The 21961-nt window shown below is 67.6% G+C and carries 23 protein-coding genes and 1 tRNA gene; 8 read left to right on the forward strand and 16 right to left on the reverse strand.

The window, feature by feature from the left end; translation table 11 throughout:
- Positions 1 to 780 precede the first annotated feature (780 nt).
- Entirely contained in the window at positions 781 to 1356 is a 576-nt protein-coding gene (locus KBY47_RS20145; RefSeq protein WP_210922619.1) for an ATP-binding protein, read from the reverse strand.
- A gap of 197 nt (positions 1357 to 1553) precedes the next feature.
- Here KBY47_RS20145 and KBY47_RS20150 point away from each other — a divergent pair, with 197 nt between their 5' ends.
- Positions 1554 to 2906 (forward strand): tetratricopeptide repeat protein, encoded by a 1353-nt coding sequence (locus KBY47_RS20150; protein WP_210922622.1) that lies wholly within the window; start codon positions 1554 to 1556, stop codon positions 2904 to 2906.
- Positions 2907 to 3270: 364 nt separating this feature from the next.
- Positions 3271 to 5055 (forward strand): AAA family ATPase, encoded by a 1785-nt coding sequence (locus KBY47_RS20155; RefSeq protein ID WP_210922624.1) that lies wholly within the window; start codon positions 3271 to 3273, stop codon positions 5053 to 5055.
- Between the two features lie 280 nt (positions 5056 to 5335).
- Here KBY47_RS20155 and KBY47_RS20160 read toward each other — a convergent pair whose 3' ends face one another.
- Positions 5336 to 5737: a YccF domain-containing protein gene (locus KBY47_RS20160; protein WP_210922626.1), complete on the reverse strand. Its 402-nt coding sequence runs from the start codon at positions 5735 to 5737 to the stop codon at positions 5336 to 5338.
- Positions 5738 to 5824: 87 nt separating this feature from the next.
- Between KBY47_RS20160 and KBY47_RS20165 the strand changes: the two genes are divergently transcribed.
- Complete coding sequence (locus KBY47_RS20165) at positions 5825 to 6154, forward strand: YccF domain-containing protein (protein ID WP_210922628.1); 330 nt, start codon at positions 5825 to 5827, stop codon at positions 6152 to 6154.
- 91 nt (positions 6155 to 6245) lie between these two features.
- Entirely contained in the window at positions 6246 to 6812 is a 567-nt protein-coding gene (locus KBY47_RS20170) for an SMI1/KNR4 family protein (protein WP_210922633.1), read from the forward strand.
- A 49-nt stretch (positions 6813 to 6861) separates the two neighbouring features.
- Here the strand turns inward: KBY47_RS20170 and KBY47_RS20175 are convergent, their stop codons facing one another.
- Positions 6862 to 8109 (reverse strand): APC family permease, encoded by a 1248-nt coding sequence (locus KBY47_RS20175; protein WP_210922634.1) that lies wholly within the window; start codon positions 8107 to 8109, stop codon positions 6862 to 6864.
- 177 nt (positions 8110 to 8286) lie between these two features.
- Between KBY47_RS20175 and KBY47_RS20180 the strand changes: the two genes are divergently transcribed.
- Positions 8287 to 8553: a GlsB/YeaQ/YmgE family stress response membrane protein gene (locus tag KBY47_RS20180; RefSeq protein WP_210922636.1), complete on the forward strand. Its 267-nt coding sequence runs from the start codon at positions 8287 to 8289 to the stop codon at positions 8551 to 8553.
- A gap of 96 nt (positions 8554 to 8649) precedes the next feature.
- On the opposite strand, the gene KBY47_RS20185 is transcribed toward KBY47_RS20180, so the two are convergent.
- Positions 8650 to 9138: a YajQ family cyclic di-GMP-binding protein gene (locus KBY47_RS20185; RefSeq protein WP_210922638.1), complete on the reverse strand. Its 489-nt coding sequence runs from the start codon at positions 9136 to 9138 to the stop codon at positions 8650 to 8652.
- Positions 9139 to 9362: 224 nt separating this feature from the next.
- Here KBY47_RS20185 and KBY47_RS20190 point away from each other — a divergent pair.
- Positions 9363 to 9444, forward strand: a tRNA-Tyr gene (locus KBY47_RS20190).
- Between the two features lie 162 nt (positions 9445 to 9606).
- Here the strand turns inward: KBY47_RS20190 and KBY47_RS20195 are convergent.
- The 4 genes from KBY47_RS20195 to KBY47_RS20210 form a co-directional block, all read right to left on the reverse strand.
- On the reverse strand, positions 9607 to 10974 hold the full coding sequence (locus tag KBY47_RS20195) for a tyrosine-type recombinase/integrase (RefSeq protein ID WP_164351123.1): 1368 nt from the start codon (positions 10972 to 10974) through the stop codon (positions 9607 to 9609).
- Between the two features lie 69 nt (positions 10975 to 11043).
- Positions 11044 to 11232, reverse strand: a complete 189-nt coding sequence (locus KBY47_RS20200; protein WP_019525248.1) for an AlpA family transcriptional regulator — start codon at positions 11230 to 11232, stop codon at positions 11044 to 11046.
- A gap of 449 nt (positions 11233 to 11681) precedes the next feature.
- Complete coding sequence (locus tag KBY47_RS20205; RefSeq protein WP_210922639.1) at positions 11682 to 13154, reverse strand: ATP-binding protein; 1473 nt, start codon at positions 13152 to 13154, stop codon at positions 11682 to 11684.
- A gap of 2 nt (positions 13155 to 13156) precedes the next feature.
- On the reverse strand, positions 13157 to 14041 hold the full coding sequence (locus tag KBY47_RS20210) for a bifunctional DNA primase/polymerase (protein WP_247694974.1): 885 nt from the start codon (positions 14039 to 14041) through the stop codon (positions 13157 to 13159).
- 149 nt (positions 14042 to 14190) lie between these two features.
- On the opposite strand from KBY47_RS20210, the gene KBY47_RS20215 reads away from it, so the two are divergent.
- Positions 14191 to 14427: a hypothetical protein gene (locus KBY47_RS20215; RefSeq protein WP_210922642.1), complete on the forward strand. Its 237-nt coding sequence runs from the start codon at positions 14191 to 14193 to the stop codon at positions 14425 to 14427.
- Positions 14428 to 14434: 7 nt separating this feature from the next.
- On the opposite strand, the gene KBY47_RS20220 is transcribed toward KBY47_RS20215, so the two are convergent.
- The 7 genes from KBY47_RS20220 to KBY47_RS20250 form a co-directional block, all read right to left on the reverse strand.
- Positions 14435 to 14887, reverse strand: a complete 453-nt coding sequence (locus tag KBY47_RS20220) for a hypothetical protein (RefSeq protein ID WP_210922643.1) — start codon at positions 14885 to 14887, stop codon at positions 14435 to 14437.
- 207 nt (positions 14888 to 15094) lie between these two features.
- Positions 15095 to 17221 carry an FtsK/SpoIIIE domain-containing protein gene (locus tag KBY47_RS20225; RefSeq protein WP_210922645.1) on the reverse strand — a complete coding sequence of 709 codons (2127 nt, stop codon included), beginning with the start codon at positions 17219 to 17221 and terminating at the stop codon, positions 15095 to 15097.
- A 104-nt stretch (positions 17222 to 17325) separates the two neighbouring features.
- Positions 17326 to 17643, reverse strand: a complete 318-nt coding sequence (locus KBY47_RS20230) for a hypothetical protein (protein ID WP_210922647.1) — start codon at positions 17641 to 17643, stop codon at positions 17326 to 17328.
- Positions 17640 to 17990 (reverse strand): RRQRL motif-containing zinc-binding protein, encoded by a 351-nt coding sequence (locus tag KBY47_RS20235; protein ID WP_210635691.1) that lies wholly within the window; start codon positions 17988 to 17990, stop codon positions 17640 to 17642. The genes KBY47_RS20230 and KBY47_RS20235 overlap by 4 nt, the downstream gene beginning before the upstream one ends.
- Positions 17990 to 18853 (reverse strand): protein spdB, encoded by an 864-nt coding sequence (locus KBY47_RS20240; protein WP_210922649.1) that lies wholly within the window; start codon positions 18851 to 18853, stop codon positions 17990 to 17992. Before KBY47_RS20240 ends, KBY47_RS20235 begins: the two co-directional genes overlap by 1 nt.
- Positions 18850 to 19131, reverse strand: a complete 282-nt coding sequence (locus tag KBY47_RS20245; protein WP_210922651.1) for a DUF6303 family protein — start codon at positions 19129 to 19131, stop codon at positions 18850 to 18852. Before KBY47_RS20245 ends, KBY47_RS20240 begins: the two co-directional genes overlap by 4 nt.
- Positions 19128 to 19397: a DUF6284 family protein gene (locus tag KBY47_RS20250; protein WP_210922653.1), complete on the reverse strand. Its 270-nt coding sequence runs from the start codon at positions 19395 to 19397 to the stop codon at positions 19128 to 19130. Before KBY47_RS20250 ends, KBY47_RS20245 begins: the two co-directional genes overlap by 4 nt.
- Positions 19398 to 19984: 587 nt before the next feature.
- On the opposite strand from KBY47_RS20250, the gene KBY47_RS20255 reads away from it, so the two are divergent.
- Positions 19985 to 21115, forward strand: a complete 1131-nt coding sequence (locus KBY47_RS20255) for a helix-turn-helix transcriptional regulator (RefSeq protein WP_308405214.1) — start codon at positions 19985 to 19987, stop codon at positions 21113 to 21115.
- Here KBY47_RS20255 and KBY47_RS20260 read toward each other — a convergent pair.
- Positions 21099 to 21887: a GntR family transcriptional regulator gene (locus tag KBY47_RS20260; protein WP_210922654.1), complete on the reverse strand. Its 789-nt coding sequence runs from the start codon at positions 21885 to 21887 to the stop codon at positions 21099 to 21101. The genes KBY47_RS20255 and KBY47_RS20260 overlap by 17 nt on opposite strands.
- Positions 21888 to 21961: the final 74 nt, after the last annotated feature.

Consider the following 21961-nt stretch of genomic DNA (forward strand, 5'->3'; position numbering starts at 1 on the left):
GGGGGCCGATCGGGCTATTGCGGGCAGCTCCACAGACTGCCCGATCCGCTGGCGAGCGTAAGGCCCCCTGTTCACTCGCCCCATGGCAGCTCCAGCCCAAAGTCTCTCCAACCGCCGACGTGCCCACGTGCACCGCTCACCAGCGAAGAGACACCTCACGACCCGCCCCCGTCTCCATCCGCGAGATTCGCGAGGACCATAGCCAAACGGTCCACAACGCCCGGCAAGCCCGCCACCCGCACCACCCCGCACCCGGACTCGTCCGTCGAGGCCACCGCCCGCAGCTCCGACAGTTCGAAGCCCACACCGCCCAGTGCCCGGTTGAGACGGTCGGCAACCTCATGAGCTTCTCGCCAGCCCGCCACGTAGTCGACTCCGCGAACCCACAGACCCGAGTCCGCACCCGCGAACGCCTCCGAGCCGCCCTCGGGCCAGTTCTCGCCCGTGCCAGTCACCCTGTCCACCCCAACCCCGTCGCAGGTAACGGAACGTCAACTTGCTCACCTGGGAGCCGAAAGCGACGCAGCGCAGCGCGACGGCCCCGGTACCATCAGGCACCGGGGACCGCCGCGTCCCCTGCCGGGCCACCCTCACGCTTTCCTAGGGCTGAGGGGGTGGCCCGGTCTCGGTTTTCGGTTGTGAAGCGTGACCCCCTGGGGCCGGGTGGGGAACCCGGCAAGCCGCCCAGGAGGCCACGCCCCGTGGACCGGAGATGTCACCTCCGGCCGCCTTCCGGGCCGCCGTCCAGATCCAAAGCGTCAGACTGGCGACGACCCGAGATCACCAAGCGGGCAGGCCCCATGCAAGGCTGTCGGAATCAAGGCGACACCAGACGGTCTTGCCGCCCTGGACTTCTGGGGTCCACCAGACCGACGTCGCCAGCCGTTGAGCGATCATCAGCCCCCGACCGCTGTCGGGTAAGACCGCTTCGGTCAGCTCCCCCACCAATTCGGGCGACAGCGCGTCGCCCATGGGAAGCAGAGGGGGCGTCGGGTCTTCGTCGGTGACTCCGATGAAGAGCCACCGCGGCCAGATCTTGAAGGTCACATCGATACGCCGGTTACCGCCAGGGCGCACTAGACGCGGCTCCGGCACAGCGTGATTCACGACGTTCCCCACCAGCTCGGACACGATCAGCCGGGCATCGTCCACGGCACTGTCCGCACCCGCAGAGCGGAGAAACACAGTCGTCATGTCCCGCGCGATGCGTCCGGTCTTGGGGGACTCGGCGAACAGCGTCAGTGTGAGGAGGTGACCGCCCGAGGACGGATCGGGGGCCGCGCGCCAGTGTGCGTACGCGCTCAGTTCGTCAGCCACCCGTTCATGCTCAACCCGCCGCTTGCTCCTCGCGTCCATGACACGATCCCGTCTCAGGTCACGCCTGCCGGGCCCTTCCCGGCAGGATGACGTGAGAGTGCACCCCATGCCCAGGCTGTCGCTCCCCCCTCTTGGGGACCCCCCTCATGGGTACACTCGCGAGACGGACCGCGAAATGAAGATCGCAGGAGCAGATCGACCCCAGAACATCAGGTCAATCACAATGGGGAAGTGAGATGACCGAGGCTGCACCCACACCAGCAGCACTACCGCCGCACGTACTCGAACGCGCAGACGTACGGTCAGCCATCGCGAACCACGACTTCGGCGAAGTCTTCCGACTGGCCAAGCTCCACGGCAACATCAGCTTCGCCAAGATCGCTGAAGCCGTCGGCTACAAACGCGAACACATCGGCAAGATGGCCCGCCCCGAGACCGACGGCAAGGGTGTACGCCCCCGGATCACTCAGTTTCACAAGATCCTCGAAGTCGTCGACGGACTCCGCATCCCGGGCCACCTCGCAGGGCTCGCACCGCGCCCATGGGAACTCGAACGACCCACCGTCGCCTCCCGCACCGACGACCCAAGCGCCCTGATCCAGCAGGGAGGCGCAGGACTGTGGGACGTCGCCGAGGTACTACGGCGCACGGAGATGTCCAGCATCAACAGCGCCGCCCTGGAGTCGATTGAGCAAGGCATTGACCAACTGGCCCGCGCATACCCGTACGCGGACGCCGACTACCTGCACGAGCGCACCCGCAACGGCCTGCACTACGTCACCAAGCAGCTCGAAGGCCGCACGACACTGCGCCAGCACCGGGAACTACTAGTCGACGCAGGATGGCTCTTCCTACTCAACGCCTGCGTCCAGTACGACCGTGGCCAGCGCGAGGCCGCCAACCTGAGCAAGGCCGCCGCCCTCCGCATCGGTGAGGAGACCGGACACGGCGAGATCAAGGCATGGGCATGGGAAATCGAAGCTTGGTTCGCCCTCACCCAGAGCCGATGGCAAGACATGATCGAAGCCGTCGAAGCCGGACACGTCGCCGACCAAACGCACTCCGTCGGTGTCCAGCTCTACGCCCACAAGGCCCGAGCCGCCGCCCGCATGGGAGACGCACGCCTGGTCCGCGAATCCCTCGACGCCGGACGCGCCCGCCTCGACCGCCTGCCCCGCCCGGACCACCCCGAACACCACTTCATCATCGACCCCGACAAGTGGGACTTCTACGAGATGGACGCCTACCGTCTCCTCGGCGACGACGAACGCGCCGCCACCCACGCCCGCTCCGTCATCACCATCAGCACTGGCCCCGACGGCACCGAAATCTCGCCCATGCGCGCCGCAGAAGCGCGCCTCACGCTCGGAGTCGCCGCCGCCCGCACCGGCGAGATAGAAGAAGCCATCGGCATGGGCACCAGGGCCCTGGAAGCCGACCGCAAGTCACTCCCGTCTCTGCTTTTAGTCGCTGACGAGTTGGACAAGGAACTGCGCTCCCGCTACCCACGGGAGCCGATCACACGCGACTTTCACGAACAGATCATGACCGTCAAACGAGGCACTACAAGGCCAGACCTCCCTTTCTGAGAGTGGTGTTTGCTGCCGATCTTCCCTGCCACTAAGACCACACGTAATGCCGAATGATGACGAGTAGTGTGTGTATAACTTCAAGTCCCTTTTCCGAGGCGAAGGCGCAGATTGGACCGTTCCGCGCAGGAGAGGGATACGCAGATGGGTGACGATCAACTGGTGTGCAATTCGTAAATGCCCCGCCATGAACAGAACTGGAAGTCGAACGGTGTACCCGCCCGCGAAGAGCTTCTTGAACCTAGGGCCAGATCCCGCCCGGTTCGCAGCGCGTTGATCTAGGCAAAGAGTCGTCAGGCTATGCAGATTCCGTGAGAAATTAAGAAGGTCCAAAAAGGGCTTGGCTGGTACCAGGAGGAGGAAAGTGTTTTCCTTTCGTCTATGCGCGCTGAACCTAACCGACGGCACTGTAATCACGCCTCCTCGCGATGGCATGACAATTTTCACCGGCCCGAATAACAGTGGAAAATCCGTACTGCTTCGGGAATTGGTGACGTCAGTGCATGTCCCGGCCTCGCCAGACCCGAAGCGCTGGCTGAAGAGCGTTCAAATGCATCGGGAGGGCGGCGGTGAAGAGTTCATTGAGTGGCTAGCCGAACGCGGAATCGAAGGTAAAAATCACCCGAGAAATAATATACGTTACCTTCCGGACCGCCACCCGTCGGAGGAATATTACACCCTAAGCGTCGACGCGGCATCAACCTACTGGCAAAATGGTAAACTAGGAGAGGTTGGACATTTTCTGGTTAATGATCAATGGACCGAAAGTCGCTTGGCTAACCAAACAGATGCACCACAATGGGAATGGGTGAGGCCAGCATCTCATCCCACGCAAATTTTGTGGGAGTCAAGAGAAAAAATGCGTCAGTTCTCCGACCTGTTTGAACGAGCCTTCGGGGTGCCTATCGTAATCAATAGGTATGCTCCGAACATTAGGTTGCAGTTCGGCCCGGTCGGAGTGGAAGACACTGCACCCCCGCCGTCGTCTGAACTCATGGAAGCCTATGCATCGCTGCCGTATGTGAACGAACAAGGTGATGGAGTGCGAGCTTTCACCAACCTTCTCGTGCATACGCTCATACGTCCTGCCCCAGTCATCGTTATCGACGAGCCTGAAGCGTTCCTCCATCCTCCGCAGGTGCGACTTCTGGCGCACTATCTCATTCGTTACACACCCGCACCATGCCAGATCTTTGTCGCCACTCACAGCGCAGACTTCCTTAGTGGAGCGCTTGAAGAGAACGCTGCGACGCCAGGTAACCCAACGCGTGGTCTTTGTCTCGTTCGGATTTCTCGAAATACAGGCTTTCCTGTCGCCCGGTCCTTGCCTTCTGAATCGGTCAATGAAATACTCGACACCCCGTTGCTGCGCTACTCAAACATCGTTGCTGGAATTTTCCATGATGGGGTTGTTTTGTGTGAGGGAGAAGGAGACTGCCAGTTTTACGCAGCAACTTTCGACGCTGTTCGGGGAAGTTCTCCGCATGAGAACCTGATTTTCCTGCATGTAAATGGTAAGGCTCGATTGAGCGACGCGGCATGGAAACTGAGAGCTTGTGGTGTTCCCGTCGCAGCCATCGCGGACTTTGACTTCTTGAATGATACGAAGAAGATTAAAGATGCACTCTCTCATTTGGGTGGAGATTGGGAGGCTGTGAAGGCCGATGTATTTCTGATTCAGAAAGAAGCATCTTCTGAAGTCACAGCCACGACGGCAAGCGAGATCAAAAAGCAAATAATCTCCATAATTGGAAACCCTCGAGGGAAAACAGCTCTTACTGATCGGCAAGTCGAATCGATCACGGAAGCTCTGAAAACGGCCAACGGTTGGAAGAAGATGAAAGCGTCAGGTCTCGAGTCTTTGAATGGCGAGTCGTACGCCGCAGCCAAGCGCCTAATTTCCTATTTTGCAGAGCTTGGTCTATTTCTCGTACCTGTTGGGGAACTCGAATGCTGGGTGAAGGATATTCCTAGGTCCAACAAGATGGTATGGCTAAACCGAGTTTTCGAGGAGGGGCGTCACCGTAGCCCTAGCGGTGAGCTGCAGGAGTTCAGTGTCGGTGTTAAGGAGTACCTGACTAGCAGAGGTCGCCACCTCGGCGATGCTAAGGAATCTCGCACCGCAGAAATGTCTGATACGTCGATTTAGTCTTAGTTGCTCTATCTGTCTATCGGGCGAGCAACCCTCCAATGAAGCGAAGAGTCGCGTCAGGTAAATTGCTAACGACGGCGATTGATCGTTGAGTGAGGTGCGGTACGGCGTAGTGCGGTGGCGGGAGATCCATTACGATCTATTTCTGCCGTACTGTCTATCTGCGGGGGGCGTTCAAGTCGAAACTGCAGGCGTTGCTGACGGCTTTTCTTGCTGCGGTCATGGAGAGCGGCCTTGGGGTGTCTTGCTCTCAAATGTCGATTTAGGTGTTGGCGGATCAGCGCCCGGCGAATCCCTGATCTGTCTGCACTACCTCACGCCCGAGGGGCATGAGCGAGATAGGGATGAGCTTGAGGTTGGCCCAGCCGAAGGGGATGCCGATGATGGACACAAAGAGCGGGATGCTTGTCAATAGGTGCCCCAAGGCCAGCCACCACCCTGCAAAGATCACCCAGACCACGTTCCCGATCAACGACCCGGTCCCGGCGTCCGGCCGGTCCACAGCGGTGCGGCCGAACGGCCAAAGGACGAAGCCAGCGATGCGTAGCGACGCAATGCCGAAGGGGATAGTGACGATCAAGACGAAGCAGATCAGCGCTGCGATCAGATAACCGATCGCCATCCAGAGGCCACAGAAGACAAGCCAAAGGGCGTTGAGCAGCAGGTTGAACACCTTCATGATCGGTACCTTCCAAGGTTGCTCCGTCGGCATGCCTGCTCCCACCAGTATCAGCCGGTCAGACCTTTAGGCGGAACCGCAGAGCCCTTGTGGCGCGATCGGGAGCGTCGGACAACGATCCCGTTCGGGATCGCCGCCTTCCGCATCGGCGTCTACGCCCTGTGGCCCTTCGGGTACACCACCGTCGAGCGCCGCGACGCGGGCGCCGCCTCCTGCGTCGGCAACGTCCTGTGGCTGGTCCTGGCGGGCTGGTGGCTGGCCATCGGCCACATCGTCACCGGCATCGCCCTGTGCCTCACGATCATCGGCATCCCGCTGGGCATCGCCAACTTCAAGCTGATCCCGGTGTCGTTGCTGCCCCTGGGCCGCGACATCGTGCGCACGGACCAGCCCTTCACGGCCACATCAGGCTGGTGACGACCGGCGCCACCGGGTGCGGAGTTGTCCACAATCGGCAGGTTTTCCACAGGCCCGCTCGATTGTCAGTGGTGCCTTGCATCATGAACTCATGACCGAGATCGAGCAGTTGCTGACCCGGGTGGCGGACAAGGCCCGAGCCACCCGCCCCTGGGGCTGGCCCTCCCTGCCGCAGCCCGTGGACGCCGCCACGGTGGCCCGTGCCGAGGCCGCCCTGGGCTTCCGTCTGCCCCCGCTGCTCGCCGCGCTCTACCTGCGCATAGGGGACGGCGGATTCGGCCCGGAGTACGGTCTGCTGCCCCTGCTCGACAGCGCGCCCGCCGACGAGCCCGCCGCGGTCGAGCAGTACCTCGCCAACCGCGCCGAGGGTCGCGAGGACCCCGACTGGCCCTGGCCCGAGGGCGTCCTGCCGATATCCCACTGGGGCTGCGCGATGTACGCGTGCGTGGACTGCCTGCACCCCGAGGCCCCGGTCCTCCTCTTCGAGCCCAACGCCGATGAGGCCGACCACGCCTGGTACCTCGACGCCCCGAGCCTCACGGCCTGGCTGGGCGACTGGCTCGACGGCACGGGCTGGTACGAGGAGACGAACGACGGCGTGGACATGGAGCCCTGGCTCGACTTCCGGATACGCACGGCCACGCCCCCGGCCGCGTAGCCGACGGCGACCCCCGGCCGGCTTAAGCCGGCGGCGGACAGGACCGCCCTCACGCCCGCCCGGCCACCCGCCGCCGTACGCCGTAGGCAACCACGCCCACCGCCAGCACACCCGCGCCCACGAGCACCGACACCCTCGGCAGGGACAGCGCCAGGACCACGCACCCGAGCAGCCCCACGGCGGGCACGACACGGGTCGCGGGCGAGCGGTCCAGCGTCCACGCGGAGGCGTTGGCCACCGCGTAGTAGGCCAGCACACCGAAGGAGGAGAACCCGATGGCGCCGCGCACATCCACCGTGGCGGCCAGCACCGCGACCACCGCGCCCACGGCGAGTTCCGCCCGGTGCGGCACCTGGAAACGCGGATGCACGGCCGCCAGGGCACCCGGCAGATGGCGGTCCCGCGCCATGGCCAGCGTGGTCCGGGAGACCCCCAGGATCAGGGCGAGCAGCGAGCCCAGCGCGGCCACCGCGGCCCCCACCCGCACCACCGGCGCCAGCTCCGGCACACCGGCGGCCCGCACCGCGTCGGCCAGCGGCGCCGCCGCCCGGCCCAGCTCGTCCGACCCCAGCACGGAAAGGACGGCGACGGCCACGCACGCGTACACGACCAGCGCGATACCCAGCGCCAGCGGGATCGCGCGGGGGATGGTGCGCCCGGGATCCCGCACCTCCTCACCGAGGGTGGCGATACGCGCGTAACCGGCGAAGGCGAAGAAGAGCAGACCGGCGGCCTGGAGGATGCCGCCCGCGCCGTCCGACGCCCCGATGTCCAGCCGCCCGGCGTCCGAGGACCCGGAACCCAGACAGACCACGACGACACAGGCGAGGACCGCCAGGACCACCGCCACGATCGCCCGCGTCAGCCACGCCGACTTCTGGATGCCGCCGTAGTTCACCGCGGTCAGCGCCACCACCGCCGCGACGGCCACCGCATGCGCCTGATCCGGCCACACATAGGCACCCACGGTGAGCGCCATCGCCGCACAGGAGGCGGTCTTCCCGACCACGAACGACCAGCCGGCGAGGTAGCCCCAGAAGTCCCCGAGCCGCTCCCGCCCGTACACATAGGTGCCGCCCGACGCCGGGTAGCGGGCGGCCAGCCGGGCCGACGACATGGCGTTGCAGTAGGCGATCACCGCGGCGACCGCGAGCCCGAGCAGCAGCCCGGACCCGGCCGCGTGGGCCGCGGGGGCCAGGGCGGCGAAGATACCGGCCCCGATCATCGAGCCGAGCCCGATGACCACCGCGTCGCCGACGCCGAGCGTGCGCCGCAGTTCAGAGCCAGGCTGTGTCATGCGCCGCACTCTACTGAGCACCGCAACCGCCGGATGCAGGGCCGTCGTCCTGAACATCAACACAGCACCAACACCGAGCGAACGCATATTCGGCAGGGCGCCGGACCGCCCCTGACCCGGGCGGAAATCACAGCCCGATCAAGGTGCAGGCACAGCGCGGAAGGGCAGGTTCACGGCATGAGCATCGTCAGTTGGATCATCCTGGGACTCTTGGCCGGGGCCATCGCCAAGTTTCTGTTGCCGGGCCGCGACCCGGGCGGCCTCATCGGCACCACCCTCATCGGCATCGCGGGCGCGTTCACGGGTGGCTGGATCTCGTCCCGCTGGCTCGACCATCCGATCAGCAAGGACTTCTACGACGGCGCGACCTGGGCGGCGGCGATCGGCGGCTCGTTCGTCCTGCTGGTGGCCTACCGCCTGCTGTTCGGCAACTCCCGCGACTGACGTCCGGAGGGGCGGGCACCAGATGCCCGCCCCTCCCGGATCGCTCGGATCGCTCGGATCACTCGGACCGCCCGGCCCAACCGGACGGAACCGCGCCTACCGGTAGTTCACGAACTGGAGCGCGAAGTCGAAGTCCTGGCCCTTCAGCAGGGCGATCACGGCCTGGAGGTCGTCCCGGCTCTTGGAGCTGACGCGCAGTTCGTCGCCCTGGACCTGGGCCTTCACGCCCTTCGGCCCCTCGTCGCGGATGAGCTTCGCGACCTTCTTGGCGTTCTCCTGGGAGATGCCCTCCTGGATCGACGCCGAGAGCTTGTACTCCTTGCCGGAGAGCTGCGGCTCGCCCGCGTCCAGCGCCTTCAGCGAGATGCCGCGCTTGATCAGTTTGGACTGGAACACGTCGAGGATCGCCTTCACCCGGTCCTCGGAGTTCGCCACCATGAGGATGTTCTCGCCCGACCACGCGATCGAGGCGCCCACGCCCTTGAAGTCGTAGCGCTGGGAGATCTCCTTGGCGGCCTGGTTGAGGGCGTTGTCGACCTCCTGCCGCTCGACCTTCGAGACGATGTCGAAACTGGAGTCGGCCATGTCCTGTGGCTCCTTGTGTCCGGATGGGTATCGGGTGCGCAGCGGCGTACGCGGCGGCGGCCTCCGACCCGGTGAGGGGCGCGGGCCGCATCCGGACAAGCCTAGCCACCCGCCGCGCCCCGAGTGCCGATCAATCGGGTGGCGAAGCACCCCGGAGCATCGGGTATTGTTTACGTCGTTGCCACGGAGCACCGCCGAAAGGCGGTTCGCCCGGCAGCGACCCAGGCGGTGTGCCCGAGCGGCCAAAGGGAGCAGACTGTAAATCTGCCGGCTCAGCCTTCCCAGGTTCGAATCCTGGCGCCGCCACACGACCGAAAGGGTCTGTGACCAGCAGCAATGCTGATCACAGACCCTTTCGTCGTTGACGGGCCCGACTTGATCGTTATGGGTGCTTTTTCCCAGGGTGTCTCACCCTGATTCGGGTGCTGACCAGTCCGTGTGGGGCAGGCGTGGGGCAGCTTCGGCCCCCTAGTTGCCGCTCCTCAGTGCCCGCTCGATCCGGGCGTTCGCTGTGGCCGCACCACCGTCCAGGCACTTGGCGTACACCCGGAACAGCACGGCCACACTGTGGCCGGCGCGCGCGGCTACTTCCTGCGGTTCCACCCCTGAACTGAGCCAGGTGGAGACGGCCGCGTGGCGAAGATCATATGGACGCTTGGCGAGCGGCGACGCGCACTGAGCGGGCGTGAGAGCACGCGAGCGGGCTTCCGCCCAAACCTCGCCGTATCCCGTGTCCTGGATCAGCCCGCCGCGCTGCGTCCGGAACAGCCGCCCGTCGGGGGCGACGCCGTACGCGGTGACGTGCCACCGGAGCAGGCTCACGAGATCGGGAGGGATCGGCACCGTGCGGACTGCTTTCCGGGGCCGGTGCTTGAGCCCTCGCCGGTCGTGTGCCTCACCGCTGTCCGTCCAGGCCGACCCCGAGCGTGGGCGGGTCTCTCGGAGTCGCAGAGTGCCCCATCCTCGCCGTGGCAGGTCGCAGTCCTGGAGACGGAGGCCGATGACTTCCGCCGGCCGTGCCGCCGCGTAGTACATGCAGCCGAAGAATGCGACCAGGCGCCGCCCGCGGGGGCTCTGCGTGCGCACGGCATCGAGCAGCGCGAGAGCCTGTCGGGGGTCTGGCACTGAGGCGGGGTCCAGTTCTTCGGCTACCTGCTCCGGAGCTTTCCACTGCACCTGAGGCAGGGGGTTGTCCGTCAGACGGCCGGCGTCGACGGCGTAGCCGAGGGCGTTGTGGAAGATGGCCCGCTTCCGCCGGATGGTCGACGCGGATGCCGTGGTGCCGTCCAGCTTCTTGGTCAGGGCGTCCAGAGCCGCGCGCACGTGCATCCGGTCGGCCAGCGCGGAGGTGGGCAGCGACTTCCGCTCGAACCACGCCAGCACGGCGGCCACATCGTCCGGGAGTTCCTGGTCACGGCGGCTCATGTTGAACGCCCAGCTGTAGAGAGCCGTCCGCACTGTCTTGGCGTCGGCCATGCCCTTGGTGTTGGTGACAAGCGCCGGCGTCACCGTGGCCATGGCTTCCGCGAGCGTCCGGCGCGTCGAACCGGGGGAGTGCTGCCACTTCATCTCGATGTACTCGCGGGCGTGCTGATACCAACTCACGTCGTTGCGCTTCCGCAGCTCGGAGACCGGCACCCCGGTGGACTCGTCGAACGGCTCGCCAGCGTGAGCCGCCCGCAGCAGCTCGGCGCGGCGGCCCTCTGCCAGCGTCTTGGTCCGGAAGGTCTGAGAGTGCGGAGTCTCGCCCGTCTTCCAGCGCAGCTCTGCGGAGCTCTGGCCACGGTCCTTCCGCTGGCGGACGGACCAGATACGAACGTCGTACGTCTTCCCCATGGGGGCCTTCCTGCGAAAGGGGCCCGGCGAGAGCCGGGCCCCTGGGGGTGGTGTGGTGAATGGGTGTGATCAGTAGGCGGGCGAATCCAGGTTGCTGAGCCAGTCGTCCAGGTCGCTGCGGCGGACCCGCAGGTGCCCGTTGGGCAGCTTCACGAGTCGGGGTGCCTGTCCGCGTGCGCGCATGCGGTAGAAGGCAGCGCGGCTCATGCCGATCTCGGTGAGGACTTCGGGGAGCTTGAGCATCTGGGGGCTGGCCATCAGTGGCTCCTCATAGCCGGGGCTGTACGGGGCGTGTCTGTCCGAGGTGCGGATTTCTGCGTCATGAGCGTCATCTGCGTCATGTGGGCGTCTGGCCTGCGGTTTTTGCATGACGCAGCCGCTTGGGCTGCGTCATTGGCACGTCATGGGCTGCGTCATGCCATGACGCAGATGACGCAGCATGACGCAGGAGCCGCCGTCTGCGTCATGCCCTCGTCCGCAGGCCAGGGGCCGTTTCCGCGTCCGCATGACGCACATGACGCAGGATTTCCCCTCTTAGGAAAAGAGAGGTGGTGTCTGTGGTGGTGCGGCAGCGGCTCAGAACGTGAAGAAGGAGCCGCTGCGCGGCGCGTCCCACAGGGCGGCGCTGCCGCCGAACAGCAAGAAGAGCACGCCCGGGCGGGGTGCTCTTCTTGCTTGTGCCGGTGGCCGGCCGACCGGCGCGGCGGTCAGAGTGTCTGCTGTTGGTGTGGTGGCGCGGCCGGTGAGCGGCTGATCTCGATGTAGCGGCCCTCGTAGGTGCGGCCCGAGTCGATGAGCACGCCGCGGGCGGCGAGGGTGGGCTGTAGCCGCTTGAGGCGGTCGGAGAGCACTTTGCCGGTGGTCGGCCACCCTTTGGGCAGGGGACGACACTCCTCGCCGGTGTAGAGGCGGGTGAAGTGGTGCAGCCACTCCGTGGACGTCATCCGCTGTGCCGTGCCCGGTTCGACGTCGGCGGCATGCCGCAGGACGGTCTGAGCCAACAGATCGCCCTCGATCACGTCGTCGTTGAGGTCGTCCAGGGCGGCCCGGTAGGCGGCGAGCGACCCGAAACCGGTCGCCGCGTCCAACTGCGCGCACAGGTGCGCGAAGTCTGCCATCCGCAGGTCGGTCGGGGTTTCTACGTCGACCGCGCGGACCTTGACCGTGAGGTCCAGGAGAGACCCCAGGATCATGGGCAGAGCCTCCGCGTAGTCCGCCCACAATTCCGCCTCAGTGCGGCGGACGCGCGGGCGTTCCAGCCGGAGCGGCAACAGCCGTTCGGCAAGGTCGGGGCGGATGACGCCCACGTCGATGCCGGTGAGGAGCAAGGGGCGGCGGTAGCGGGCGCGGAACACGTCCCCGTCGGTGAACAGGGCGCGCTTGACGTTCTCGGCTCCGGTGACGATGCAGCACATCGCATCGGACAGGTCCGGGGTCATGTGAGAGAGGTTGTCGAGCGCCGTGACCCACCCGGCCGCCACCGCCGCGATCAGGTTTTCCTCATCCTTCGGCGCGCGGCGCAGGTCGCCGCTCATGCCCTCGATGATCCGGGTGAGCATGCGCCCGCCGGTGGACTTGCCGGCGCCCTGGGGGCCGGTTAGGAACGGGGCGGGAACGGGCACGGACGGTTCCAGGCAGCCGATGAGCCACGCGATGGCCAGGCACTCGGTCTGAGCGGTGGCGAAGTTGCACAGCCGCAGCAGCAGATCAATGCCCTTGCCGTCGGTGTCCCGGGCAGGCAGGGGCAGTTCCCCGGTGAGCTGGGTACGCCGCCAGCACACCTCACGCGGGTCGGGGACGGCGATGTCCCACCCGGTGGGGTGGATACGGACCGAGCGTCCGTCGGCCCGTCCCAGGTCCAGCCAGGTAGCGCCGTCCCACCCTGGGGCAACGCGGATGTGTACGGCCTGGACGTCCTCGGTCAGCGCGAGCGCTTCGATCAAGTCCAGTGCCTCCTTGAGGGCGGTTCCGTTGAACACGCCTACGCCGTCGCGGAAGAGACCGACCATGAGTTCCTGCCGGTGGCTTCCCGTGGTGCCCTGGGAGCGGATGGGGCGGGCCACGGGGTGGCCGTTGCGCTGTGCGTAGACGGTGCCGTCAGCGGTGCGGAAGTACCGGAAGTGGGATTGCGCGTAGTCAGTGATGATCTCCCGTGCGGGAGTCTTGTCGTCGTCGGACATGGTCACAGTCCCAACGTGGTGCGGGCGTTGGTCCACGCGTCCGCGCAGTGCCGGGCCGTCTCGCCCTTGGACTGCGCGGCGGCGAACAGTCGGGCGACGTGGGCGTCGGTGAGGCAGCCGCACCGGCCGTGCGTGGACAGCACGGCCAGGAACGTCCGGTACACGTTCGCGTGAACCGCGCTGGACGCCTCGGTGATGCGCTGCTCGGCCATGGCGATGCCACGCTCCAGGTAGGCGGGGGTGCGGTGCGGGCACTCTCCGCCCACGCCGGCGGGCACGACGGCCGCATGCGCCGCCGGCCGGACCGGGGAAGGCTCCTTGACGGCCAGCGCCCGCACGGCGTCCGGCAGGTCGGCCATCGGGCCGGTGCCGGGCCCGAGGTAGCGGGCGTAGGCCATGGTCGACTTGATGTCGACGCCGGGGCGGACCGCGTTCCGCGAGGGCATGCTGCCCCGGTAGATCCAGTGCTCACCGCGCGTCGTCGGCACGGTCCGCGTGGCGGGCAGTGCGGTGCGGGCCCACGCGATGGCTTCGGCGTCGTCCAGGTCGACCACGGTCAAGTCGGCGCCGCCGGGGTGGTAGCCGACGCATACCGCCCGCCGCCACGCCGCCGCCCACGCGGGCGAGGCGACGACAGCCGGGTCGGTCGTGGCGGCGGCCCACGCGTGGCACACGCCGGGGCACCGGCACGGGCCCGGGGTCCTCATGTTGGGTCGGCCCCCGCACGCGTTGCCCGTGCACGCCGGGCAGTTGGCGAACGGCACCTTGCCCCGCCGCAGCGGCAACACAGGCACACCGTCCGCGGCCAGCGACAGTGCCGTCCGCAGGTGGTCCGGCAGCGGCGGCCGTGGGCCGGAGGCTCGCCAGATGGTGGCGGGTTGGGTCATGCTGTAGACCTCCAACAATCTGTTGTGGAGTGGTTGGCAGGGGCGGCCCCGGATCTTTGGCGAGATGAGGGGGCCGCCTCGTTGTTGTCGTTTGGGGGATGGCGTGCCTGAGGACTCGATCAGCGCTCGTCTGCACGAGCGGATTCGGCGTGACTTTCCGGACCACGACGCTGCGCAGGCGCGCGCTGGCGGTCGATCTCGGAGACTCGCAGCAGGACACGGAGCGGCTGTTGGCTGCTGCTGTTCTGATCGCAGACGGAGACCTGAAGCAGTTCCGCACGGCTGTTGCCCTGGCGCGGGAGGACTGGCGTGATCTCCTGATGTGGGCAGGCTTGGGGAACGAGGGCTGGCAAGGTGCCCTCGACGAGCGGCTAGGTTCTGCGTAGCCGCTGGTCAGCCGTGGAAGTGGTTGCGCTTGATCACGGCCCGGCGGATGTTCACAGTCGTGCCGCCCTTGTGGCCGCTCCCGCTGAGCACCTGGACGGCGATCCAGCCGCCGAAGACGACGGCGGCAAGGATGATGAGCTGGCCGATGAACGCGGTGAGCGCGGCGATGAACGAGGTGAGCAGGAGCAGTCCGCCACACACGGCGAGGAAGCCGACGCCTCCGAGGGCGACGTTCACCGCCGCGCGGGAGATGGCCGGCTTGGTGGTGACGGGTTCGGGGCGGGCGGGGTCGATGGCGTATCCGGTGACGACGTGGCCGTCCGGGAGGACGATGCTCGCCACTGTCGGAACGGTGCCCGGCTGCGCCGGAACGACCGGCGCGGAGTGGATGACCGGGGGCGGTATCGGGGTGGGCTGGTGGACTTTCACGGCCCGCTGAGGGGTGTGGTCGGGGTACATGCGGAATCCCTTCCGGTGCTCGGTGAGGGAGGCAGCGGCACCCCCTCTGGGGTGCCGTGCGGAGGGGTATTTTGAGGGTCTGACCTGCGGGCCTCCCTGACTCCCTGAACGATCATTCGTGCAGGTCAGGGCCAGGGAGGCGAGTCAGGGAGGTGGTCAGGGAGTTCTCCCTGCCTCCCTGACCCGCGCGGGGTCGGCTCCCTGCCATCATTCGGCGGAAGCGGAACCCTCGGTGTCGCGGTTGGCGAGGGCGCGGGCGACGCGGTCGCGGGAGACGACCATGACACCGTCGGACTTGTACGGCTCCGCGCCGGCGTCGTCCAGGACGCGCTTGAGGTCGATGAACGACCACTCGCCATACGCGCCGGGGTTGCGGGTGGCGAGGCGGGCGAGGACGTCCTTGGTGCGGACGCGGGTCGCGTCACCGATGACGGCGGCGATGTCCGCGAGCGGGTCGTGCTCCTCTTTGTGCTCGATGGCGTGGAGGGTGGTGACGCCGTCGCGCAGGGCCTTGGCCCGGTCGGTGATCGCTGTGGCCGCGTCGTCGTCGATGTAGTGCGTGCGCACCGTGATGGACGACTGCCCCGCCGGGATGGTGATCCCGTCGGAGGCGACGACCAGCGTTCCCCGGTCCAGGCCGGGACGGAGCAGGTTCGGCGCGGCGCCGCCGTCGACGGCCTTGTCCCCGAGTGCCATGCGGGCCTGGGATTCGGTGCCGAGGGCGAGGGAGGCGCGGGTGTGGGCGCCCTCGCGTACGAGCTTGGGGAGGTTCTCGTTGGTGGGGTCCTGGGTGCCCTGCCACATGAGCACGTTCACGGCCCGCCCCTGGTTGTGGATTTTGCGGACGGCCATGAAGTACCGGGAGTTGGCCTTGCTGCCGCCGTAGGGGCGCTTGTCCTCGTCCTTGGCCGGGCACATGAACGCGACCTGTGCTTCGTCGACGAGGACGATGAGCGGCGGAAACTGCGTGCCGGGCGGGGCCTGGATGCGGCGGTTCATCTCGGCCACCGCGCTCTCGACCATCTCGGTCACCTGGATCACGTGCTCATCGGTCGGCCCTTGGATGAGGGTGCGGGCGAGGCCGTCGAACATGGCCCAGTCGCCCACGCCCTTCAGGTCGCCGATGAGGAACTGCACCGACCGGTCAAGCGACAGCCACAGGGCCAGGGAGCGCAGGGCGACGGTCTTGCCCTGGTTGGACAGGCCCGTGATGAGCAGGTGCCGCTGGTAGAGGGACAGGGCGGCGGCGTCGCCGCGCAGGTCCTGGCCCCACGGGGCCTTGCCCTTCTTGTAGTCGGCGGTCATGGTCTCGTCGGTGACCAGCGGGGACGGGCCGATCGGTTCGTCCAGCGCCCCGCTGTCGGCGATCCACAGGCGGACGGTGCGGGCGGCCTGCGGGATGGTGATGAACACCTCGTGCTCGTGCCGGGTCAGGTTCTCCGCGAGCTTCCGCCGCCGGTTCTGCACCTCGATCGTCGACACCCCGGAGGGAAGCGTGACGTCGACCTCGACGCCGCATCCGGCGATCGTGATGGGTCCGAGCATGCTCGCGCCGGCGTCGCCCATCTCCTTGATGGCGTTGCGCAGGGCGGGCACGCCGAGGTCGCGCAGGGCCTTGACCACGATGGACGGTGTGATCGGCTCGCCCTCGCCCGAGCGGACGTTCGCGGGGAGTGCCCACTGGGGTGCGGCGTGCTGCTTGCGCCCGACGGACCACAGCGCGAGCAGCGCGAGGAACGGGCCGATGGTGATGGCCGGGCCCCACACGATCTGCACGATGCGGATCAGTAAGGCGATGAAGTCGATGGTCGCCGACAGAGGCGTCACCACATCCCCGACCTGACCGGTGCTGATCGCCATCACCACACCGAGGGCGACCAGCACACCGACGCTCATACCAGCGCCGACGGCTACGCCCTTGGCGGCGTCGACCGGGGAGTGCAGGAGGTCCATGCGGCGGTGGTGGCGGGCGGCGCGGAAACGGCTCAGCCGCTCCTCCCACTCCTCCGCCGCCTCCAAGTTCCCCGCGGCCTCCGCCGCCCGGATCATCCGCTCATAGCGGGCCCCGGTCCGGCCGTCCCACGCCCGACGGGCCACGATCCGCCCGCCGTTGAACGTGTAGAGACCGTGCCGGACCACGGCGCGCCCGGCCGACCGGGTGCGCTCGTGCGTGACAACGGTCTTCACCGCGCGGCCGGAGCGTACCCACAGCGGCACCGGCCGCGCGGGCGGCGCGTCGGGCACGACGGTGAGCACCGTCGGGGCCGTGCCGACGGCCGCAGGTTCGGCCGGTGGGGTGGTGTGCTTGTGGAGGTGAACGACGTTCTCAGACATGCTGGGAGAGCTCCTGACTGCCCCTGCGTGGGGCGGTTGTGTGGGAGAGCCGGGGTGGCCAGGTCCGTGGAAAGAGCGGCCACCCCGGTGCACGTTGGGGCTGGTCACCACCAGCCGGACGACTTCTTGGCTGCCTTCTCGCGCGCGGCCTCCGTAATGAGCCGCTGCCGCTCGCCGTGTAGCGCGTTCAACTCCGCCGCGAGCCGCATCTCAGCGGCCGACGATGTGGACTCCATCTGCGTTTCGGCGCGGCCGGTGCTGCGGCCCCGCGCGGTGCGGTAGGCGCCACCGGCGGCGGCGCGGAGCATGGCGCGGCGTTCGCGGCCGTTCAGCGGCCACAACTCACCCCGCCGCACGGCCTCCAACTTCTTGCTGGTGGCCCGGATTTCGCGGTCCAGGCGGCGCAGGTCGGCGTTGCTCATCGGGTGCTCCCATCGGACCCGTGCGGGTCGGCGTCGGCGCAGGGCACGCACGTGCCCAGCGAGGTGGGGATGACGTATCCGGCGTCACGCCGGCAGACAGGGCAGAGACGGCGGGCGGCGTTCGCCTTGGCCAGCGCCGCCCTGCGGGCCGGGGTCATCGGACGGACCGGCACCGCGAGGTCGACGCGGTACAGGTAGGCGACCAGCGGGCCCCGTCGGCGGCGGGGCCGTTCGAGCTGCGCGGCCACGTCTTGACCGCCGGGGCGTAGCCCTTGGGCGCGGAGTTGGCGGCGGGTGGCGTAGCCGTCCGGGGCGAGGCGCCACCGGAACACCGGCAGCGCCCCCATCACGCGGCCACGCGCTTCCACGCGGCCCGCAGCCGCATCTCGCTCGCGGCGTGGCCGGCGGCGCGGAACCGGGCGGCCATCTCCCGGTAGGACAGGGCGGGGGTTTCGCTGGTGCGGATCTCGTCGACGATGAGGTCCAGCGCCTCATCGGTGAGAGCCGGTGCGCTCTCCAGCGACCGGGACGTGAGCGGCTCGGTCGGGCCCCACACCGGGAGCTCCCAGCGGGGCGTGACACCGGGTGTGACGCGGGCCGTCACGCTGGTCAGCGCCCTACCGGTCTCCTCACCCGCGCGGGCCGTCTCCAGCGTCGACCACGCCCCCGCGAGGGTCTGCGCGGTCTTCGCCTGGACGCGTGCGACGCGGGCCCCGGCCTCCGTCACGGCCGTCAGCCGCGTCTCCTCGGTCGCCGCTTCCGCCCGCAGCCGGGCGCGGGCCACGGCCGCCTCGTCGCGCGCTTCCTGCTGGATACCGCGGATCGCGTCCAGCGCGACGGGGGTGAGGGCGGTGCGCTCCCACATCGAGTGCACCAGCCACAGGGCTTTGGCGGCGATCGGGAGCCAGGCGACGGCCAGCCATGCCCCGGCGGAGTGTTCTGCCGTGAGGGCGTGGGCGATGAGGACGCCGGCGGCGAGGAAGCCGAAGGACCAGCCGACGGCGGTCACGGCGCGGTTGTGGTCGCCCTGTGCGGCGAGGCGGCGTTCGTAGGCGAGGGTGGCCAGCCAACCGCCGTCGATGCCGAGACCGACGACCAGGGCGACCGGCCACGGCACCGCCGTCCCGAGCCACATGACGACGACGGCGAGGGTGAGCACCATGGACACGGCCGTCATCGCGACGGCCGGCAGAACGGTCTTGGCCCTCATGCCGCACCTCCGTCCCGGTCGCGCACCGCGACGGCCGCGATCAGCAGAACCGGGGTGGAGTCGTCGTCGGGGTCCCGGCTGTCTTCCGTCCAGGACCACACCGCGCCCGGTGCCACCTCGTAGCCGAGGACGGCCAGCGCCGCCCGGCGCTCCGCGACGGTGGGGACCGGCCCCGTGCGCTCCCATCGGAAGGTGGGCCACTCGGTCTCGCCGTACAGCACGACGTACAGGTGCCACGCCCGGCCGGTGTTCGACATCTGCGCGGTCAGCGTCCTCATGCCGCACCTCCGGGGAGGCTCGTGCCGGCGCTGTGGTTGAGCAGGGCGACGCGGGCGGCGAGCGCGCGGCGGCGGGCCCGGCGGATGCGCCGGTTGTCCAGCTCGGACGGGATGCGGTCCAGGGTGACGATGTGCGCGTCCAGCAGCTCGACGTCCGCCAGGATGACGGGCATCTCCCGCTCGGTGGCGTCCAGTTCCGCGTTCGTCGGCTCGATGAAGTCGGCGAACGCGGTAACGGCGTCCTGAACAGTGACGATGTGTTCCATGGGTCGTGGTCTCCCTAGCAGGTGAACGGCCCGAACAGCGCCCCCGGAGTTACCGCTCCGGGGGCGCGCGCCGTTGAAGTCGGGATATCCGGCTCCCCCCAGCGCTGCTCGTACGCGACGAGCAGCGGAGGCAACCGGCCGCAACGCGGGAAGCGCTGCGATAGGTCGTGGTCGTACGGGTGTCTCCTTCGGGAACACGAGCTCCCGTTGTAGGCGTATGGAGACGTGACCTTTCGGTCTAAGCCGTCCCGAATGACAAGGGTCGGGTCCGCCCTCGGCCCGCTCTGTCCCGGGCCCCTTGGCGCCGCTTCGAAGCGCAGCGCCCGTTGATACACACCGCAGGCCGGACACGAGGTCCGCCAACTGGTGCGCACCAGTAGATTGCATCTGGTGCGCACCAGAGTCAAGGTGGTTCGCCATTTAGGGTGGCGTTCGCTCCCTGCGGTGCCTCTACAGAAGACCGCGCAGAGCAGGGCTGGCGGTAGCCAACAGCGCTTAACAACCGGCCTGTTAACCCCTGTTGACCTGCGGCAATGTGCGGCATGCTGAGAGCGCCAGTGAAGGCCTCAACCGTCGGACGGTGATCTGTGAGCGCAGGACTTCGAAGCGCACGGACGGCGCGCGGCTGGTCTCAGGAGCGACTGGTTCGCGAGATCGAGCAGTACGCCCGGAAGAACGTCATGGATGTTGCCTCCACCGCGAGCCTGCGCGTGTACGTGTCGGAGTGGGAGAACGGGAAGCGCACGCTCTCGGACCGGTATGCGGGGATTCTGCGGAAGCTTCTCGGCGTCACTGACGCGGAACTGAGGGGCGCTGTACCGGCGCCGGTGGCCGCTTCGGTCGACGGCTACGACGAACTGCTCAGCCGGATCGACGCGGCCGGCAGTGTCGGTGAGTCCATGGTGCAGGCGTTCAACGACCAGACAGAGTTGCTCCGCACCATGGATAGGCAGAGGGGCGCGGCCGGTCTGGTCGACCAGATGACAGGGCACCTTGCCGCACTGGAAGACGCGCTCAACTTCGCCGTGCTGCCGTCCGCACGCCGACCTGTTGCCCTAGCCCTCGCAGGTGCGTCGACCCTTGCGGCGTGGCAGGCCATCGACTCCGGAGCGGTCGAACGGGCATGGCGGCACTACGAACTCGCGAAACGAGCGGCGCGTGACGCTGAGGCTCCGATGTACCTTGCCCACGCCATGGCGGAACAGGCGTACGTGCTCTGCGAAGCCGGTCGACCTGCCCTCGGGGTCGACCTCGTACGGGACGCGCGGCGCACCGTTGGCCAGTCAGGTTCAGCCCGATTGCGAGCGTGGCTTCACGCGGCCGAAGCGGAGATGTGCGCATACGCCGGCATGCCGGACGACTCCCGACGGGCGCTCGATGCGGCCCTGGCCACCATCCCAGCAGGACCGGAAGACAGGGACCCGGACATGTTGAGCATCTTCCTAAACGGCACCCACCTTGCCCGGTGGCAAGGCAACGTGCTCGCCATGCTCGGTGACAGCGACGCGGTCACGAGTCTGTATGGAGCGCTGGAAGACATGGACCCGTCGTTCGTCCGGGCGCGCGCTGGACTGCATACAGACTTGGCGCACGCGCACTTGACGCGAGCCGAGTACGACGACGCCCACACCCATTTGAGGCAGGCCCGGCTGCTGGCGGGCCGCACTGGATCGGTGAGGCAGCGCCGTCGTGTCGACATGCTCAGCGCCCGGTTGTGACCCCCTGGGCGCGCCGGTTGGCAAGGATGTGCAGCAGAGCAACGAGCGTGCCGGACCCCATCAGCTCACCGCGGGCCATTAGCCCTGGAATGTCTGCGAGGGGAACCCACTCGATGTGGCCAGCTTCCTCTAGGTCGGTCGGTTCGCCGACCTTCTCCGCCCCGTGGCTGACGAAGATGTCGTGGGGCGAGTCGACCATGCCGACCATGGGCTGATAGGTCACAACGTGTTCTAGCGCCTTCGGGCGCCACCCGGTCTCTTCGACGACTTCCCGCAGTGCCGTGTCCGCCGGTTCCTCGCCAGCGTCGACGATGCCACCCGGGAGCTCCCACCCGAACTGCTGGGGCACGAAGCGGTAGCGCCACATCATGAGCACGCGGTCCTGGTCGTCCAAAACGGCGGTGACGGCCACATGGTGCAGCTTCACCACGTGGTGCTCGAACGACTTCATGCCGGGCGGTTCCACGTCCCAGAGCTGCAGCTTCACCCAGCGGTTGTCATACAGGTCCCGCTCACCATGGATGCGCCACGGCTCCACACCCTCCGGCCGCCGGATGGTCACAGGGCCGGGTACCCGGTAAGAGCTGCGGCCCCGGACCTCCAATGCGCCTTCGGCAACGAGACGTGCGAGTACCTGCCGCAGCGCGGTCCGGCCAATGCCAAGTTCGTCGACTAGCGTGCGTTCCGAGGGAAGCTTGTCGCCGGGGGCATACTCGCCGGTGGCGAGCCGCTCCCGAAGCGTTTCGTAGACCTTGGTCGTCTTCGGTCCCATCCGCGGAGCACTCTCCGTTCTGCTGTGGTGCGTACCAGCGTAGCGGGCATGAGGTGCGTAGCCCCCGTCGACGA

Origin of the sequence: Streptomyces sp. B93 (genome assembly GCF_018070565.1) — a bacterium.
GTDB lineage: Bacteria > Actinomycetota > Actinomycetes > Streptomycetales > Streptomycetaceae > Streptomyces.

What these genes read in the sequence shown, in the direction of transcription:
- KBY47_RS20145 (WP_210922619.1), bottom strand. Translation starts at nt 1,356, where the DNA reads ATGGACGCGAGGAGCAAGCGGCGGGTTGAGCATGAACGGGTGGCTGAC.
- KBY47_RS20150 (WP_210922622.1), top strand. Translation starts at nt 1,554, where the DNA reads ATGACCGAGGCTGCACCCACACCAGCAGCACTACCGCCGCACGTACTC.
- KBY47_RS20160 (WP_210922626.1), bottom strand. Translation starts at nt 5,737, where the DNA reads ATGAAGGTGTTCAACCTGCTGCTCAACGCCCTTTGGCTTGTCTTCTGT.
- KBY47_RS20170 (WP_210922633.1), top strand. Translation starts at nt 6,246, where the DNA reads ATGACCGAGATCGAGCAGTTGCTGACCCGGGTGGCGGACAAGGCCCGA.
- KBY47_RS20175 (WP_210922634.1), bottom strand. Translation starts at nt 8,109, where the DNA reads ATGACACAGCCTGGCTCTGAACTGCGGCGCACGCTCGGCGTCGGCGAC.
- KBY47_RS20180 (WP_210922636.1), top strand. Translation starts at nt 8,287, where the DNA reads ATGAGCATCGTCAGTTGGATCATCCTGGGACTCTTGGCCGGGGCCATC.
- KBY47_RS20185 (WP_210922638.1), bottom strand. Translation starts at nt 9,138, where the DNA reads ATGGCCGACTCCAGTTTCGACATCGTCTCGAAGGTCGAGCGGCAGGAG.
- KBY47_RS20195 (WP_164351123.1), bottom strand. Translation starts at nt 10,974, where the DNA reads ATGGGGAAGACGTACGACGTTCGTATCTGGTCCGTCCGCCAGCGGAAG.
- KBY47_RS20200 (WP_019525248.1), bottom strand. Translation starts at nt 11,232, where the DNA reads ATGGCCAGCCCCCAGATGCTCAAGCTCCCCGAAGTCCTCACCGAGATC.
- KBY47_RS20205 (WP_210922639.1), bottom strand. Translation starts at nt 13,154, where the DNA reads ATGTCCGACGACGACAAGACTCCCGCACGGGAGATCATCACTGACTAC.
- KBY47_RS20210 (WP_247694974.1), bottom strand. Translation starts at nt 14,041, where the DNA reads ATGACCCAACCCGCCACCATCTGGCGAGCCTCCGGCCCACGGCCGCCG.
- KBY47_RS20220 (WP_210922643.1), bottom strand. Translation starts at nt 14,887, where the DNA reads ATGTACCCCGACCACACCCCTCAGCGGGCCGTGAAAGTCCACCAGCCC.
- KBY47_RS20225 (WP_210922645.1), bottom strand. Translation starts at nt 17,221, where the DNA reads ATGTCTGAGAACGTCGTTCACCTCCACAAGCACACCACCCCACCGGCC.
- KBY47_RS20230 (WP_210922647.1), bottom strand. Translation starts at nt 17,643, where the DNA reads ATGAGCAACGCCGACCTGCGCCGCCTGGACCGCGAAATCCGGGCCACC.
- KBY47_RS20235 (WP_210635691.1), bottom strand. Translation starts at nt 17,990, where the DNA reads ATGGGGGCGCTGCCGGTGTTCCGGTGGCGCCTCGCCCCGGACGGCTAC.
- KBY47_RS20240 (WP_210922649.1), bottom strand. Translation starts at nt 18,853, where the DNA reads ATGAGGGCCAAGACCGTTCTGCCGGCCGTCGCGATGACGGCCGTGTCC.
- KBY47_RS20245 (WP_210922651.1), bottom strand. Translation starts at nt 19,131, where the DNA reads ATGAGGACGCTGACCGCGCAGATGTCGAACACCGGCCGGGCGTGGCAC.
- KBY47_RS20250 (WP_210922653.1), bottom strand. Translation starts at nt 19,397, where the DNA reads ATGGAACACATCGTCACTGTTCAGGACGCCGTTACCGCGTTCGCCGAC.
- KBY47_RS20260 (WP_210922654.1), bottom strand. Translation starts at nt 21,887, where the DNA reads ATGGGACCGAAGACGACCAAGGTCTACGAAACGCTTCGGGAGCGGCTC.